Source organism: Dyella subtropica, assembly GCF_026283965.1.
GTDB classification, from domain to species: Bacteria; Pseudomonadota; Gammaproteobacteria; order Xanthomonadales; family Rhodanobacteraceae; genus Dyella_D; species Dyella_D subtropica.
The window spans coordinates 1-14,699 of record NZ_JAPDPD010000012.1 but is presented as its reverse complement, the minus strand read 5'-3'; the positions used below and the strand labels follow the sequence as shown (position 1 = coordinate 14,699).

The window sequence follows — 14,699 nt, the reverse complement described above, 5'->3', positions numbered from 1 at the left end:
TCCGTAGACGGCCTGCGCGCTGCGCGGGCGAGGTAAAGCGAGGTGTATTTGCTTCAACGCACCAGCGACGGTGGGGTTGATTCAGGCCCAAGGAGGCCGGACTCCATTGACGCCGAAGGGGGCGAGACCCTTCAGTCTCGCCCCCTTCGTATGACACGCCGGATACGACGTTGCCGGTATGCCGTCGCCTCACGCCGCGGCGCCGTCACCGGTGGCAGCGCGCTCCAGCGCGCGCCGTTCGCGACGCACCTGCAACCATTCGGAGAAGCGCTCCATGTACAGGTAGATCACCGGCGTGGTGTACAGGGTGACCAGCTGCGACAGCAGCAGACCGCCCACGATGGAAACACCCAGCGGACGGCGCAGCTCGGCGCCGATACCGTTGCCTAGCGCCAGCGGCAAGGCACCGAGCATGGCGGCCGCGGTGGTCATCATGATCGGACGGAAGCGCAGCAGGCAGGCGCGGCGGATCGCGTCGGTCGCATTCATGCCGGTGCGCTGCGCCTCGATGGCGAAGTCGATCATCATGATCGCGTTCTTCTTCACGATACCGATCAGCAGCACGATGCCGACGATGCCATCCACCGACAGGCTCATGCCGCACAGGATCAGCGCCAGCAGCGCGCCCACGCCGGCCGGCGGCAGGGTGGAGATGATGGTCAGCGGGTGGATGTAGCTCTCGTACAGCACGCCCAGCACGATGTAGATCACCACGATGGCAGCGAGCAGCAGCAGCACTTCGTCGCCCAGCGAAGAGGAGAACTCCGCCGCCTTGCCGATGAACTGGCCGCGCACCTGGGCCGGGAAATTGAGCTGCGTTTCGATCTCGTGAATGGCCTTGACCGCATCCGACAGCGAGTAGCCCGGCGCCACGTTGAACGACAGCGTCACCGCCGGCAGCTGCTGTTGGTGACTGACCACCAGCGGCGCGTTGGTAACCACCGCGCTGGCCAGCGAAGCGATCGGAATGGTGCCGCCGCCGCCGAGCTGGAAGCCGACATTGCCGGTATTGCCGATGCCGGAAGGCGTCGCCGAGTTGCTCGAGGCGAGCTGGCCGAAGCTGGTGGCGTTGCTGCCGGTGAGCGCGCCGTTGCCGTTGCCGCGCACGGTGAGCTTGTTGAGCAGGTCCTGGCTGGTGCGGAACTCCGGCGCTACTTCCAGCACCACGCGGTACTGGTTGAGCTGGGTGAAGATGGTGGAGATCTGGCGCTGGCCGAAGGCGTCGTACAAGGTGTCGTCGATGGTCTGCACCGGCACGCCCATGCGGCTCGCTTTTTCGCGGTCGATGGTGAGCTTCAGCGCATTGCCGCTGTCGGCCAGATTGTTGTCCACATCGGACAGCTCGGGCCGCTGGCGCATCGCCTGGGTCATCTGGGTGGCGTAGCCGGCCAGCTCGGTGGTACTCACCGTGGACAGCGAGTACTGGTATTCGGTGGCGGCGACGCGGCTGTCCAGCGTCACGTCCTGCACCGGCTTGAGGTACAGCGCCACACCGGGAATATCAGCAACGGCGTGCTGCAGGCGCGGCAGGATCTCATCCAGGCCGCCGCGTGCGCCGCGGTCCTTCAGCACGATGCTGAGCTGGCCCTGGTTGAGCGTGGGGTTGATCGAGCCGGCGCCGATAAACGCCGCCACGCCGGTCACCGCGGGATCCTTGCGCAGCGCCTCGGCCACAGCCTGGGTGCGCTGCTCCATCTGCGGGAAGGCCACGTTCTGATCCGCCTGTACCACGCCAGTGATCAGACCGGTGTCCTGCTCCGGCAACAGGCCTTTCGGAATCACGATGTAGAGGAAGATGGTGACCACCACGGTGATTGCCGCAACCAGGATGGTCAGGCGCTGATGATTCAGCACCCAGCCCAGCGTGTGGTCGTACAGATCGACCGTGCGCGACCACACCGTACGCTTGCCCGCAGCGGCGTGGCGCTCGTGCGCGTCATCGCCTTCCGGCAGCGCATCGGGCTTGAGCAGGTAGGCGCACATCATCGGCGTCAGGGTCAACGACACCAGCATGGAGATCGCCACCGCGATGGTCAGCACCCATGCGAACTCATGGAACAAGCGACCGGTGACGCCGGGCATCAGCAGCAGCGGCAGGAACACCGCGATCAGCGACACGGTCAGCGACAGCACCGTGAAGCCGATTTCCTTGGCGCCGTACTCGGCCGCCTCCTTGCCGCTCTTGCCCTGCTCGATGTAGCGCACGATGTTCTCGATCATCACGATCGCATCGTCCACCACGAAACCGGTGGCCACGGTGAGCGCCATCAGCGAGAGGTTGTCCAGCGACATGCCGGTGAAGGCCATCACGCCGAAGGTACCCATCAGCGACAGCGGCACCGCCACCGACGGAATGATGGTGGCCCACAGGCGGCGCAGGAACACGAAGATCACCGCCACCACCAGGCAGATGGTGAGGATCAGCGTGAACTGCACGTCCTCCACCGAGGCGCGGATGGTGATGGTGCGATCGGCAAACACATCCAGATGCACATCGGCCGGCAGCACGCTGCGCAGCTCCGGCAGGATGCCGCGGATGTGCTCCACCGTCTGCACGATGTTGGCGCCCGGCTGGCGGCGCACGTCGAGCAGCACGGCCGGTTTGCCATTGGCCCACGCGGCGAGCTGATCGTTCTCCACGCCATCGATCACGCGGGCGACATCGGAGAGACGCACCGGCGCGCCGTTCTTGTAGCTGATGATGGTGGTCTTGTACTCGGCCGCATCCACCAGCTGGTCGTTGGTGCCGATGCTGTAGCTCTGCGTCTTGCCGTTGAGCGTGCCCTTGGGCGCGTTGACGTTGGCCTGGGTGAGCGCGCTGCGCACGTCCTCCATGGTCAGGCCAAGGTTGGACAGCTGCGCCGGGTTCACCTGGATGCGCACAGCCGGGCGCACGTTGCCGGCGATCGACACCAGACCCACGCCCTGCACCTGCGACAGCTTCTGCGCCAGGATCGAGTCCGCGATGTTGTTGATGTCGCGCAGCGGCAAGCTGTCGGAGGTGAGCTTGAGCGTGAGGATCGGTGCGTCGGCCGGATTCACGCGGTTGTACACCGGCGGGTACGGCAGGTTGTTCGGCAGCGTGCCCTTGGCCTGGCTGATGGCGGCCTGCACGTCCTGCGCGGCGATGTCGATGTCGCGATCCATGGCGAACTGCAGCACGATGGTCGACAGGCCCGCGGACGAGTCCGAGGTCATCATGCTGAGGCCGGAGATCTGGCCGAAGTTGCGCTCCAGCGGCGTGGTGACCAGGGCCGCCATGGTCGAGGCGCTGGCACCTGGATACTGGGTGGTGACCACCAGGCTAGGCGCATCGATTTCCGGCAGCGCCGACACCGGCAGCTGGCGGTAACCCAGGATGCCGAGCAGCAACACCGCCACCATCAACAGCGAGGTGGCGATCGGTCGGCGAATGAAAAGGGTGGAAAATCCCATGGGTCAGGCCATCCGTTATGGCGCGCTCAAGCGCTGCCGATGTGCATTCGTGCTGTAGAGGGACGAAGAGCGAGTGGCGAGGGTGCGAGCCTCGAAACGTCGCCGCGAGCTCCAAATCTTGCGACAACCCTTGGTTGTCGCGCTCTCGCTATTCATCCCTCACCTCTTCCGATCGTTACCGACCGCCGCCGCGGCGACCGCCGCCCTGGCCGTCTTTCTTGGCCTTCTGCAATTCTTCGGCCGTCGGCGCGGCCGGCACTTCACCGGGCTTGAGCGTCTTGACCTTGCTGCCCGGCTTCAGGCGGAACTGACCTTCGGTGACCACCTGGTCGCTTTCCTTCAGGCCCGCGCCAATCATTACGTGACTGTCGCCGACTTCGCCGGCCACCTTCACAGGCTGCATCTTGACCGTGTTGTCGGCCTGCACCTGGTAGACATAGTCGCCGTCCGGACCGCGCTGCACCGCCTGCGACGGAATCACCAGACCGCCGCTGACCGTATGCACCTTCAGTCGCACGTTGACGAACTGGCCGGGCCACAGGTCGCCCTTGTCGTTGCTGAATTCCGACTTCAGACGGAACGTGCCGGTGGTGGTATCGATCTGGTTGTCGATCACCTTGAGCACGCCGCCGTCAGCAATGGCGTGCGCGTCGACGCGGTCGAGCGCGGTGACTTCCAGCGGATCACCGCCGCGCGCAGCGCCACGCACCAATTCCAGATTCTGCTCCGGCAACGTGAACATCACATTGATCGGGTGCAGCTGAGTCAGCGTGACGATGTTGCTGGTGGTGAGCACCACGTTGCCCGGATCCACGCCGCGGATACCGGCAATGCCGTCGATCGGCGACAGCACCTTGGTGTAGCCGAGCTGCACCTGGGCGTTGTCGATGCTGGCGGCGTCCGCCGCTACCGTGGCCTGGTACTGCGACACGGTGTTGCGCAGCGTGTCCATGTCCTGCTTGGAGATGTAGCCCTGGGTGCCGAGGTTCTGGCTGCGGGCCAGGTTGCTGCGCGCGGTAGCGAGCAAGGCCTCGTCCTGCTGCCGTTTGGCCACGGCCTGCTGATAGGTACCCTGGAACGTGCGCGGGTCGATCTGCGCCAGCACCTCGCCCTTCTTCACTTCCTGGCCTTCCTTGAAGTTCAGGCTGAGCAGCTGGCCGGACACCTGCGGGTTCACCGTGACCGTATTGAGCGCCTGTACGGTGCCCAGCGCCGTCAGGTAAACCGGCACATCCTTCCTGACCACAGGCTCCACCGTGACTGGCACCGGCGGGGTTTCTTTGTCATCGCCCTTGCCCTTGCCGCCCGACTGGGCAGCCGCACCGGAACCCTCGCCTGGCTTGTGCATCAGACGGAACCCGACCGTTCCCACCACGAGCGCGGCGATAACGATCAGCGCGATCTTCCAAAAACGCGACATGAAAAACTCCTGGATTGATGGCGGGCCACCCGACCCCACCGTGCGCAGCATGCGCGCCTGACTTGTACGTCGGATGAAAGAATAGGGGCAGATCAACGAAATTGGACAATGCCAGTTGACAGGGGTAGGCCATGACCGATGGCAGGGAGCGATCCCACAACAGCGCCACTTGCCGGCGATCCGCGTCCCGCCGCGGTTGGAGACCACCCGCCCCAGAGCGGGTTCCCGGCCGGCCTGACCTGAAAATCCAACGAAATGCCGGGTCTGAAACTTGCCTCATCCTTCGTCTATAATCGGCGACTTGTTGCCTGAACCTGGCCCCCACTGGGCGGCGGTTCGCCCACTGAACTGGAGTACTTGCGTGAGCGGTTCCATGACCAAATCCGACCAGAGCTTCATGCGCAGCTTCTCGTTGCTGATCGCTGGCCTCGGTGCGCTGACCCTGCTGCTGATCGTTGGCGCCTGGATCATCTACGAAGCCGAACCGAAGGACGTGAACCCGGAAACGCCGAAGAAGATCGCCGAACGCATTGCGCCAGCCAGCGCCGTGTACGCGGGCGACACCGGCCGCGCTGCCATGCAGGCCGCCGCCGATGCCGCCGCCAAGGCCGCTGCCTCACAGGTCGCCTACGGCGGCAGCACCGATGGCAAGACCATTTACGACAACCTGTGCCACAGCTGCCACACCGCTGGCGTGGCCGGTGCGCCGAAGCTGGGCGACAAGGGTGCCTGGTCGGCGCGTATCGCCGAAGGCCTGGATACCCTGGTCAAGCACGCCACCGACGGCTACAAGGGCCCGGACGGCAACTTCATGCCGGCCAAGGGCGGCAACCCGTCGCTGACCGACGAGCAGGTGAAGAACGCCGTACATTGGATTGTGGATCAGGCGAAATAAGCCCCGCTCCAATTAAAGTCGAAGCAAAACGCCGCCCCCTGGGCGGCGTTTTTCGTTCGCCCCTTCCCCCTCCGGGGCACGCGGGGAGAGGCCATGGATGGCCCCGGCTTTGAGGAGCGAGGAGAAGGTTGGGATGAGGGGCGGGTGCTCGCGAAAGCGCCCATCAAAGCCCGCCTCGAACCCGCCATGTCTCAAGAGCGCCCCCCTCACCCCAACCTCTCCCCGGAGGGGCGAGGGAGCAGGCGCATCAAGCCCCTTCCCGCCCCGCAATCCACGCGCGAGCAAACTCCTGCAACTGCGGAAAGAACGCCTCGAAATGCACCTGCAGAGGCTCATCCCTCTCGATCAGCACGGGCATCGCCGACGCCACCGGATTCTCGCGCCTCAATCGCCCCGACAAGCCGCGAAACGCCCGCTCCATCTCCACCCGATCGGCATAGCCCGCCGGCAGGTCGTGGGCGTCCATATAGCCGCGAAAACCCCTCAGGCCCTCCGGCAGCAGCGCATCGTGCCGGTGCAACAGATCGCGCAATTCGTCGGAATAGACATCCAGCGGCTGCGCGCTCCAGCGGCTGAAATCACGAGCCAGGTCGTGGTCGAACCACATGTCGAGCAGGATGCCGCCGTAGCGGCGATAGGGCGCTGGCAGCAACGCCCTGGCGGCCACCACTTCCGGGTGGGCATCGGTGAACACGTCGATGGCGCGATGCAGGCGGATACCGTCGATCACCCGGGCTGGAAACCGCTCCGGATCGGGCCGCCCATGCACGAAATCGCCCATCAGCCCGCCCAGGCGCAGGCCCTCGTCATCGCCCGCCAGCAAGGCGTGCGCCAGATGGTTCATGGCGTCGCCAGCCTCGGCAACAGGCGGCAAACCGGTGTGGCGGTTATCATCGCTTGCATGAATCCCACTGACTTCCCCAACGACCCGAGCCGATTTCCCGAAGAAGCGGCCAGCTTCGCGCTGACCGGCCCCGCCGGCAAGCTCGAAGCCATCAGCGACGTGGCCGAGCGCCCCGATGCACGCCGGGGCGTGGCGGTGATCTGCCACCCGAACCCCGCACAGGGCGGCACCATGCATAACAAAGTGGTGACCATGGTGGAGCGCAGCCTGCGCGAATCCGGGCTCGACACCGTGCGCTTCAACTTCCGCGGCACCGGCGCATCCGAAGGCAGCTACGACAACGGCATCGGCGAAAGCGACGATCTCGCCGCCGTGGTGGCCTGGGTGCGCAAGGTACGGCCAGGCGAGGCGCTATGGCTCGCAGGTTTCTCGTTCGGCAGCTACGTCACGCTGCGCAGCGCGGTCGCGCTCGAGGCCGATGCGCTGATCAGCATCGCGCCTCCGGCCGGCCGCTGGTCGTTCGAAACGATCGCGCTGCCGCAATGCCCATGGCTGGTGGTGATGGGCGAAGAAGACGAAGTGGTGGAACCGCAGACGGTGTTCGACTGGATCGACAGTCTGGAAAAGCCGCCCGAGCTGGTCCGCATGCCCGAGACCGGCCATTTCTTCCACCGCCGCCTGATGGACTTGCGCGGCGCGATCAAGCACGCCGTGCGTGAGTGGCTGCCGCCGCCGCGCGACTGAGCGCAGCTAAGTCATCACCTTTCCGACTGTTCTACTTATGAGTGAAGACCTGCCGATCGCGCCCAGCGCGCGCTATCACGAAGGCGTTGCCGCGCATCGCTGGGAATCCGATCCGGCGCAGCTGGCCGCGCTGCCCGAGTTCGACCGCATGCATGCGGCCCTTACGGCAATGCCCGCTTCGAACGGCGGCCTGTTTGGACGTCTGAAATCGCTGCTCGGCAATGAGGAACGCGAAGCCGTGCCCGGCCTGTACCTGTGGGGCAGCGTGGGTCGCGGCAAAACCTTCCTGATGGACTTGTTCGTCGCCAGCCTGCCGCACGGCGTGGCCTTGCGCCGGCACTACCACCGCTTCATGGGCGAAGTGCATGAACGCCTGCGCGAACTCGGCGAGCGGCGGGATCCGCTGCTCGACGTTGCCGACGGGCTCGCCGCGCGCTGCCGCGTGCTGTGCCTGGACGAGTTTCTGATCAACGACATCGGCGATGCGATGATCCTGGCGACGCTGCTGGAAGCGCTGTTCGCGCGTGGCGTGAGCCTGGTCACCACCTCCAACACGCAGCCGGCGAACCTCTACAAAGACGGCCTGCAACGTGCGCGCTTCCTGCCCGCCATCGCGCTGATCGAGAAGAACTGCCACGTGCTGGAGATGATCTCCTCCCACGACTGGCGCCTGCGCGCGCTGTCCCAAGCGCCCGTGTACTTCACGCCACCGAGCAGCGAAGCCGAGCGCGCATTGGCGCGCATCTTCACCACCCAGGCCCAGGGCCAGGTGCTGGAGAGCGGCGACATTGTCGTCAATGACCGCCCCATTCCCGTGCGCAAGCGTGCGGACAACATCCTTTGGTTCGACTTCGACGCGCTGTGCGAAGGCCCGCGCGCGGTGGCGGACTACATCGCCATCGCCAAGGCCGGACCGGCGGTGATCGTGTCCAACGTGCCGCAGTTCAGCGTGTACAGCGAGGATGCGGCCCGGCGCTTCGTGCTGCTGGTGGACGAGTTCTACGACCGCCACGTGAAGCTGATTCTCTCCGCCGCCGCGCCGATCACCGATCTGTACGACGGCGAGCGTTTGCGCGCGGAATTCGGCCGCACCGAATCGCGGTTGATCGAGATGCAGAGCGAGGAGTACCTCGCGTCGGAACACCGCGCCGATTGAAACGCCATCGCACCGCCACGTCATCCAGCCATGCTGGTAACGTGAGCCCCTTCCTAGTGACCCGGAACCCGCCATGTCCAGCCTGCTGATCCTGGCCCTGCTGTCCGCCCCCGTCGATACGCCTGTCGACGACTTCACAACACGGGTCACCCAGGCCAAGTTGACCGAAGCCAGCGCCACCGGCCCGGCCTACCAGAAGCAGTTGTGGGACCAGATCGGCAACCCCACCACCGACGCGCTCAAGGGCTGCATCGCCACCCTGCCGAAGGCCAACAAGGCCCCCTTCACCCTGGTGGCCGATGTGCACACGGACGGCACGCTCGGCCGGGTCGAAGTGCGCCCGACCACCGACGTGGCCACCTGCCTGCTCAGCAAGTTCGCTGCGTGGAAGCTGCCGGCGCCGCCTGCGACCCCGGCGCCCTATCCGATCGAAGTGGATTTCAGCATTACGCCCTGACGCCCCGGCAACCCGGCGAGAAAAATTTCTCGGCCCTCGCAAAGCCCCGTCCGGCCGGCTCCTACACGACTTATCCACGGGCTTATGCACAACCTCTTGGGTTGACCGAACCCAAACTCCCCGATATGTTGTGCCCCGTCGGTGCCTCTCTCAGACCTACGGTCGGATTGGCTTAATAGGGAATCCGGTGCAAATCCGGAACTGCCCCGCAGCGGTAAGCGGAAACGAAAGCCCCCATCGCACTGGCCCTCCGTGGCTGGGAAGCGGGAGCGAGTAGGCCGGGCTCCAAGCCCATGTCCGCGAGTCCGAAGACCTGCCGACACACCTCGGCCTGAGCGCCGTGGTGAGTGATGGCGGCTTCCGCGGGGAGGCGCGTCGTGGCGCAGGGCTCGCTGCCCTGCCGAACGACCGTCCGCGAAAACCACCATCGTCTCAGCCCCTGCGCGCAGGAGCAGGTAGTTGACGAACAAATCTCAGGCCTGGAGCGATGCCCCCATGCAAACGATAGACACCGACTCGCGCGAACGCACTGACGATCGCGCAGACGCATCCGCTTTCCCCGCCACCGAGGCGGCCCCTGCCACCCACCCGCCCGCGACGATGGAAGCGATCGCGGAAACCCCGTTTGCTCTCACCCCGCCGCACAACCCCGGCCAGATGCGCGTAACCAAGCGCAATGGCGGCCAGGAAGTGGTGGACGTCAACAAGATCGTGCGCGCCGTGACCCGCGCAGGCGAAGGCCTGCACGCGGTTGACCCGCTACGCGTGGCGCTGAAGACCATCGGCGGCCTGTACGACGGCGCCACCACGCGCGAGCTGGACGAGCTCTCCATCCGCACCGCCGCCGCGCTCACCGCCGAGGAACCCGAGTACGGCCAGCTCGCCGCGCGCCTGCTCGGCGCCTATATCGACAAGGAAGTGAGCGGCCAGGAAATCCAGAGCTTCTCGCAGTCCATCGCGCGCGGTGGCGAGCTTGGCATCCTCAACAGTCGCCTGCGCGACTTCGTGTCGGCCAACGCACGCAAGCTCAACGACGCGATCGACGTGCATGCCACGCGCCGCTTCGAGTACTTCGGCCTGCGCACCGTGTATGACCGCTACCTGCTGCGTCACCCACAGCAGCGCAAGGTGATCGAGACGCCGCAGTACTTCTTCATGCGCATCGCCTGCGCGCTGGGCGGCAACGAAATCGGCGAAACGCTGGAGCTGTACCGCCTGCTGTCGTCGCTGGAATACATCGCCAGCTCGCCCACGCTGTTCAATGCCGGCACCTCGCACGAACAGCTCAGCTCCTGCTTCCTGCTCGACTCGCCGACCGACTCGCTGGAGTCGATCTACGAGAAGTACGGCGACGTGGCCAAGCTGTCCAAGTTCGCCGGCGGCATCGGCCTGGCTTACTCGCGCGTGCGTTCGCGCGGCTCGCTGATCAAGGGCACCAACGGCCATTCCAACGGCCTGGTGCCGTGGCTGAAGACGCTGGACGCCTCGGTCGCCGCGGTGAACCAGGGCGGCAAGCGCAAGGGCGCTGCCTGCGTGTACCTGGAGCCATGGCACGCGGACATCGAGGAATTCCTCGAACTGCGCGACAACACAGGCGACGAAGCGCGCCGCACGCACAACCTCAACCTAGCCAACTGGATTCCCGACGAGTTCATGCGCCGCGTCGAAAGCGACGGCGACTGGTCGCTGTTCGATCCCAAGATCGTGCCGCACTTCGTCGACAGCTGGGGCGAGACTTTCGAGCGTGCCTATCGCGAAGCCGAAGCCAGTGGTCTCGCCACGAAGAAGGTCAAGGCGCGTGAGCTGTATGCCCGCATGCTGCGTACCCTGGCGCAGACCGGCAACGGCTGGATGACCTTCAAGGATCGCAGCAACGCGACCAGCAATCAGACGGCCAAACCCGAGAACGTCATCCACTTGTCCAACCTGTGCACCGAGATCCTCGAGGTGACCAACGCCAGCGAAACGGCGGTGTGCAACCTGGGCTCGATCAATCTCGCGCGCCATGTCGTGGACGGCGTGTTCGATTTCGAGAAGCTCGCCGCCACCGCGCGCACCGCGGTGCGCCAGCTCGACCGCGTGATCGATCTCAACTTCTACCCGATCGATACCGCCGCTACCGCCAACCGCAAATGGCGTCCGGTCGGCCTGGGCGTGATGGGCCTGCAGGACGTGTTCTTCAAGCTGCGCCTGCCGTTCGACTCCACCGAGGCGCTGGCACTGTCCACGCGCATCGCCGAAGAGATCTATTTCAACGCGCTATCGATGTCGAACGAACTGGCCGAGCAGGCCGGTGCACATCCGGGCTTCGACGAGAGCCGCGCGGCGAATGGCGAACTGCAGTTCGACTACTGGCAGCAAGCCACGCCGCACGACATCGCCCGTTGGGAAGCCCTGCGTGCGCGCATCAAGCAGCACGGTCTGCGCAACTCGCTGCTGATCGCGATTGCACCAACCGCCACCATTGCGTCGATCGCGGGCTGTTACGAGTGCATCGAGCCGCAGGTGAGCAACCTGTTCAAGCGCGAGACGTTGTCGGGCGACTTCCTGGTGGTCAACCGCCACCTGGTCGACGAGCTGAAGACGCTCGGCCTGTGGACCTCGGAAGTCCGCGACCAGATCAAACTGGCCGAAGGCTCCATCCAGGGCATCCCCGCGATCCCGGAACGCCTGCGCCAGATCTACCGCACCGTGTGGGAGCTGCCGCAGAAGGCCTTGATCGACCTGGCCGCCGCACGCGGCGCGTATATCGACCAGAGCCAGTCGCTGAACCTGTTCATGGAGAACCCGAACATCGGCCAGCTCAGTTCCATGTACATGTACGCGTGGAAGTCGGGGGTGAAGACCACCTACTACCTGCGCTCGCGTCCGGCGACCAAGATCACCAAGACCACGGTGTCCGCTCCGACGGCGAAGATCGAAGCGCCGCTAGTCGATCAGGACCAAGCCAACGCGGCGGTGTTCTGCTCACTCGAAAACCCCGAGTACTGCGAAGCCTGCCAGTAAGTCACGCCGTAGCTCCTCCCCCTGCAAGCAGGGGGAGGTTGGGAGGGGGTAAGCCCTTGCGGCGACGTTGCAAGGCTCGCGGGGTTCACCCCATCCCGGCCCTCCCCTGCTGCGCGCAAGGGAGGGAGAAAAGCGCTCTGCTCCTCTATCAAGGAACACCATGTCCACCCAACACATCCTCGACCCGGGTTTCGAACTCACCCTGCGCCCCATGCGCTACCCCGAGTTCTACGAGATGTACCGCAACGCCATCAAGAACACCTGGACGGTGGAGGAAGTGGACTTCTCGCTGGACGTTACCGATCTCAAGTCGAAGATGTCGGATGCGGACCGTCACCTGATCCATCGCCTCGTGGCGTTCTTTGCCACGGGCGACACCATCGTGGCCAATAACCTGGTGCTGAATCTGTACCAGCACATCAACGCGCCGGAAGCGCGCATGTATCTGTCGCGCCAGCTGTACGAAGAAGCGCTGCACGTGCAGTTCTATTTGACGCTGCTGGACACCTACATTCCCGATCCCACCGAGCGCCACAAGGCGTTCGACGCGATCCAGAACATCCCCTCGATCCGCCAGAAGGGCGAGTTCTGCTTCAAGTGGATCGACTCCATCCAGAACCTGCAGCGGCTGGAAACGCGCGAACAGCGCCGCCAGTTCCTGCTCAACCTGATCTGCTTCGCGGCGTGCATCGAAGGCTTGTTCTTCTTCGCCGCGTTTGCCTACGTGTACTTCCTGCGTTCGCGTGGCCTGCTGCATGGCCTGGCGTCGGGCACCAACTGGGTGTTCCGCGATGAATCCGGCCACATGGGCTTCGCTTTCGAAGTGGTGCGCACCGTGCGTGCGGAAGAACCCGATCTGTTCGACGAGAGCATGCGCGAACAAGTGGAACAGATGCTGGAAGACGCCATCGCCTGCGAAACGCAGTTCGCCGAGGACGTGCTCTCGGGTGGCGTCGCCGGTCTCTCGGCCAAGGAAATGCGTCAGTACCTCGAATACTGCGCCGATCAGCGTTTGACCCAGCTCGACCTGCCGAAGAAATACGGCGCCAAGAACCCGTTCGACTTCATGGACCTGCAGGACGTGCAGGAAGTAACCAACTTCTTCGAACGCCGCGTGTCCGCGTATCAGGTGGGCGTCGAAGGCGAGGTCGCGTTCGATATGTCGTTCTGACGTCGCAGAGGGTTGAGGCCGGTTCGCGTCCTCAACCCTCCACTTCGCGTTTCCGCTTACTTGGTCGCCGTAGCGCCAGTCACATTCACAAACGGTAGTGCCCCGCCACCGTTGTACGTCGGCAGGTGGCCATCCCATTTCTCAACCGCCGACATCTGCACCACGTTCGGGTTCTGGCGCAACGCTTCACCCTTGAGCGAAATCGCTTTCGCCTCCGCTTGAGCGATGGTCAGCTGAGCCTGCGCCTTGCCTTCGGCTTCCGCCTCCACCTTCTGCGCTTCGGCCTGTGCCTGGGCCACCTCGTTCTGGCGTTGTTCCGCCATCTGGGTCGCCTGGATCTTGGCGTTGATCGACTGCACCACGTTGTCCGGCAGACGCAGCTCGCCTACCCAGTAGATTTTCTCCACCACGATGCCGACCGGCGCCACTTCATCGGCGACGTCTTTCTGCACGGCTTCGATCAGGCGCGCCTTGCCTTTGCCGTAGACGGATTCGATGTCGAGGCTGGAGGCTTCCTTCACCAAGGCGTCGCGAACCATGTTGCGTAGATAGACATCGGTGATCTCGTCGATACCCTTGCGATACTTCTGGAAGATCAGCGTCACCTTGGCCGGATCGATGCGATACGTGATGCCGACATCGGCATTCACGATCAATCCCTGCGCGGTCTGGAAGCTCAGCGACTCATCCACCGGGCGCCCTTCGTTCGCCGACCGACTGAACGTGTAAGTCTGGGTGAAGGTTGGGAACGTATACATCTCATAGCCCCAACCCACCCAATAGCGCCCCGGCGGCAGTTCCTGCAGCGAGCCCTTGCCGTCGCCGTACATCTGGAACTTCACGCCGACATTACCCGCCGGCACTTTGTCGCAAGCAGCGAGCATCAAAGTCGAAAGCGCGAGGCACATCATCAATGGGCGTTTCATAATTCGATCATTCCTTGTGACGAAGAACGCGGCGAAGGAAGCGATAGGTCCATGCCGCAAGCAGGCCGAACAGCATCAATCCCACGACCACGGCGAACGTGCTCGTAGCGGAGATCAGTGGCGGGCCGATAAAGCCGACGTAGAGAGCGATGCACGCAACCAGCAGCCACGGGCTGCGCGCCGCTCGCAGTAACAGCATCTGCATGACAGGACTCCGGTGGGATCATGAGGAATGGATGCGCAAGCACACCTTCGGGCCAGGCCGAAGCACTTGCTGATTCGATGGACGTTGCGCCGAAGGGCGTGGACTAGATGGGCATAGCCCGATGCGACAGCGCGAGAGTCCGCTGCGGTAAACAGCGCGGGGAAGGAAGCCAGCGACGAACGTCGAGAGTCTTCATATGCGCACTCCGGTGCGCGAGGTGGATGGTGATGGCGGCGGATTCTACTCTCGAAAATTTGGAGTGGCGCGAATTTGATATGTAGTTACGTTGTGCGTAGGGGCGCGCGTGTTGCGCGAACGGGACAGCGTGTCGCAAGGGCTTACCCCTCCCCAGCCTCCCCTGTCCCACGGGACTAGCTTCGCGTCGCAAGCAAGGGGAGGAGCCAAGAGCTCGCGACACCGTGCTCCCTCCCTTGCTTGCG

General features: G+C 64.5%; 11 protein-coding genes and 1 riboswitch. Of the genes, 6 read left to right on the top strand and 5 right to left on the bottom strand.

All coding sequences use genetic code 11. From position 1 onward, the window contains the following. Positions 1-189 precede the first annotated feature (189 nt). Complete coding sequence (locus OUZ45_RS11705; RefSeq protein ID WP_266170270.1) at positions 190-3,435, bottom strand: efflux RND transporter permease subunit; 3,246 nt, start codon at positions 3,433-3,435, stop codon at positions 190-192. 175 nt (positions 3,436-3,610) lie between these two features. After that, positions 3,611-4,855 (bottom strand): efflux RND transporter periplasmic adaptor subunit, encoded by a 1,245-nt coding sequence (locus tag OUZ45_RS11700; RefSeq protein ID WP_266170269.1) that lies wholly within the window; start codon positions 4,853-4,855, stop codon positions 3,611-3,613. Between the two features lie 373 nt (positions 4,856-5,228). On the opposite strand from OUZ45_RS11700, the gene OUZ45_RS11695 reads away from it, so the two are divergent. Next, positions 5,229-5,750: a c-type cytochrome gene (locus OUZ45_RS11695; RefSeq protein ID WP_266170268.1), complete on the top strand. Its 522-nt coding sequence runs from the start codon at positions 5,229-5,231 to the stop codon at positions 5,748-5,750. 247 nt (positions 5,751-5,997) lie between these two features. Here OUZ45_RS11695 and OUZ45_RS11690 read toward each other — a convergent pair whose 3' ends face one another. After that, on the bottom strand, positions 5,998-6,594 hold the full coding sequence (locus OUZ45_RS11690) for an acyl carrier protein phosphodiesterase (protein ID WP_266170266.1): 597 nt from the start codon (positions 6,592-6,594) through the stop codon (positions 5,998-6,000). Positions 6,595-6,651: 57 nt separating this feature from the next. On the opposite strand from OUZ45_RS11690, the gene OUZ45_RS11685 reads away from it, so the two are divergent. From OUZ45_RS11685 to OUZ45_RS11665, 5 genes are all read left to right on the top strand, one after another. Next, complete coding sequence (locus OUZ45_RS11685; RefSeq protein WP_266170265.1) at positions 6,652-7,338, top strand: alpha/beta hydrolase; 687 nt, start codon at positions 6,652-6,654, stop codon at positions 7,336-7,338. Positions 7,339-7,375: 37 nt separating this feature from the next. Next, entirely contained in the window at positions 7,376-8,494 is a 1,119-nt protein-coding gene (zapE, locus tag OUZ45_RS11680; protein ID WP_266170263.1) for a cell division protein ZapE, read from the top strand. A 73-nt stretch (positions 8,495-8,567) separates the two neighbouring features. Beyond that, complete coding sequence (locus tag OUZ45_RS11675) at positions 8,568-8,951, top strand: peptidase C13 (RefSeq protein WP_266170262.1); 384 nt, start codon at positions 8,568-8,570, stop codon at positions 8,949-8,951. 122 nt (positions 8,952-9,073) lie between these two features. Further along, a riboswitch (cobalamin riboswitch) is annotated at positions 9,074-9,286 on the top strand. Positions 9,287-9,551: 265 nt separating this feature from the next. After that, complete coding sequence (locus tag OUZ45_RS11670; protein WP_266170419.1) at positions 9,552-11,957, top strand: ribonucleoside-diphosphate reductase subunit alpha; 2,406 nt, start codon at positions 9,552-9,554, stop codon at positions 11,955-11,957. A 160-nt stretch (positions 11,958-12,117) separates the two neighbouring features. After that, positions 12,118-13,128: a ribonucleotide-diphosphate reductase subunit beta gene (locus tag OUZ45_RS11665; RefSeq protein ID WP_266170261.1), complete on the top strand. Its 1,011-nt coding sequence runs from the start codon at positions 12,118-12,120 to the stop codon at positions 13,126-13,128. Positions 13,129-13,184: 56 nt separating this feature from the next. Here OUZ45_RS11665 and OUZ45_RS11660 read toward each other — a convergent pair whose 3' ends face one another. Next, complete coding sequence (locus OUZ45_RS11660; protein ID WP_266170260.1) at positions 13,185-14,054, bottom strand: prohibitin family protein; 870 nt, start codon at positions 14,052-14,054, stop codon at positions 13,185-13,187. A gap of 7 nt (positions 14,055-14,061) precedes the next feature. Next, positions 14,062-14,259 carry a hypothetical protein gene (locus OUZ45_RS11655; RefSeq protein ID WP_266170259.1) on the bottom strand — a complete coding sequence of 66 codons (198 nt, stop codon included), beginning with the start codon at positions 14,257-14,259 and terminating at the stop codon, positions 14,062-14,064. Between the last annotated feature and the right edge of the window lie 440 nt (positions 14,260-14,699).

Bases quoted from the DNA above. Each gene is read 5' to 3' on its own strand.
- OUZ45_RS11660 (WP_266170260.1), bottom strand. From the start codon at position 14,054: ATGAAACGCCCATTGATGATGTGCCTCGCGCTTTCGACTTTGATGCTC.
- OUZ45_RS11695 (WP_266170268.1), top strand. From the start codon at position 5,229: ATGACCAAATCCGACCAGAGCTTCATGCGCAGCTTCTCGTTGCTGATC.
- OUZ45_RS11670 (WP_266170419.1), top strand. From the start codon at position 9,552: ATGGAAGCGATCGCGGAAACCCCGTTTGCTCTCACCCCGCCGCACAAC.
- OUZ45_RS11675 (WP_266170262.1), top strand. From the start codon at position 8,568: ATGTCCAGCCTGCTGATCCTGGCCCTGCTGTCCGCCCCCGTCGATACG.
- OUZ45_RS11665 (WP_266170261.1), top strand. From the start codon at position 12,118: ATGTCCACCCAACACATCCTCGACCCGGGTTTCGAACTCACCCTGCGC.
- OUZ45_RS11685 (WP_266170265.1), top strand. From the start codon at position 6,652: ATGAATCCCACTGACTTCCCCAACGACCCGAGCCGATTTCCCGAAGAA.
- zapE (WP_266170263.1), top strand. From the start codon at position 7,376: ATGAGTGAAGACCTGCCGATCGCGCCCAGCGCGCGCTATCACGAAGGC.
- OUZ45_RS11700 (WP_266170269.1), bottom strand. From the start codon at position 4,855: ATGTCGCGTTTTTGGAAGATCGCGCTGATCGTTATCGCCGCGCTCGTG.
- OUZ45_RS11655 (WP_266170259.1), bottom strand. From the start codon at position 14,259: ATGCAGATGCTGTTACTGCGAGCGGCGCGCAGCCCGTGGCTGCTGGTT.
- OUZ45_RS11705 (WP_266170270.1), bottom strand. From the start codon at position 3,435: ATGGGATTTTCCACCCTTTTCATTCGCCGACCGATCGCCACCTCGCTG.
- OUZ45_RS11690 (WP_266170266.1), bottom strand. From the start codon at position 6,594: ATGAACCATCTGGCGCACGCCTTGCTGGCGGGCGATGACGAGGGCCTG.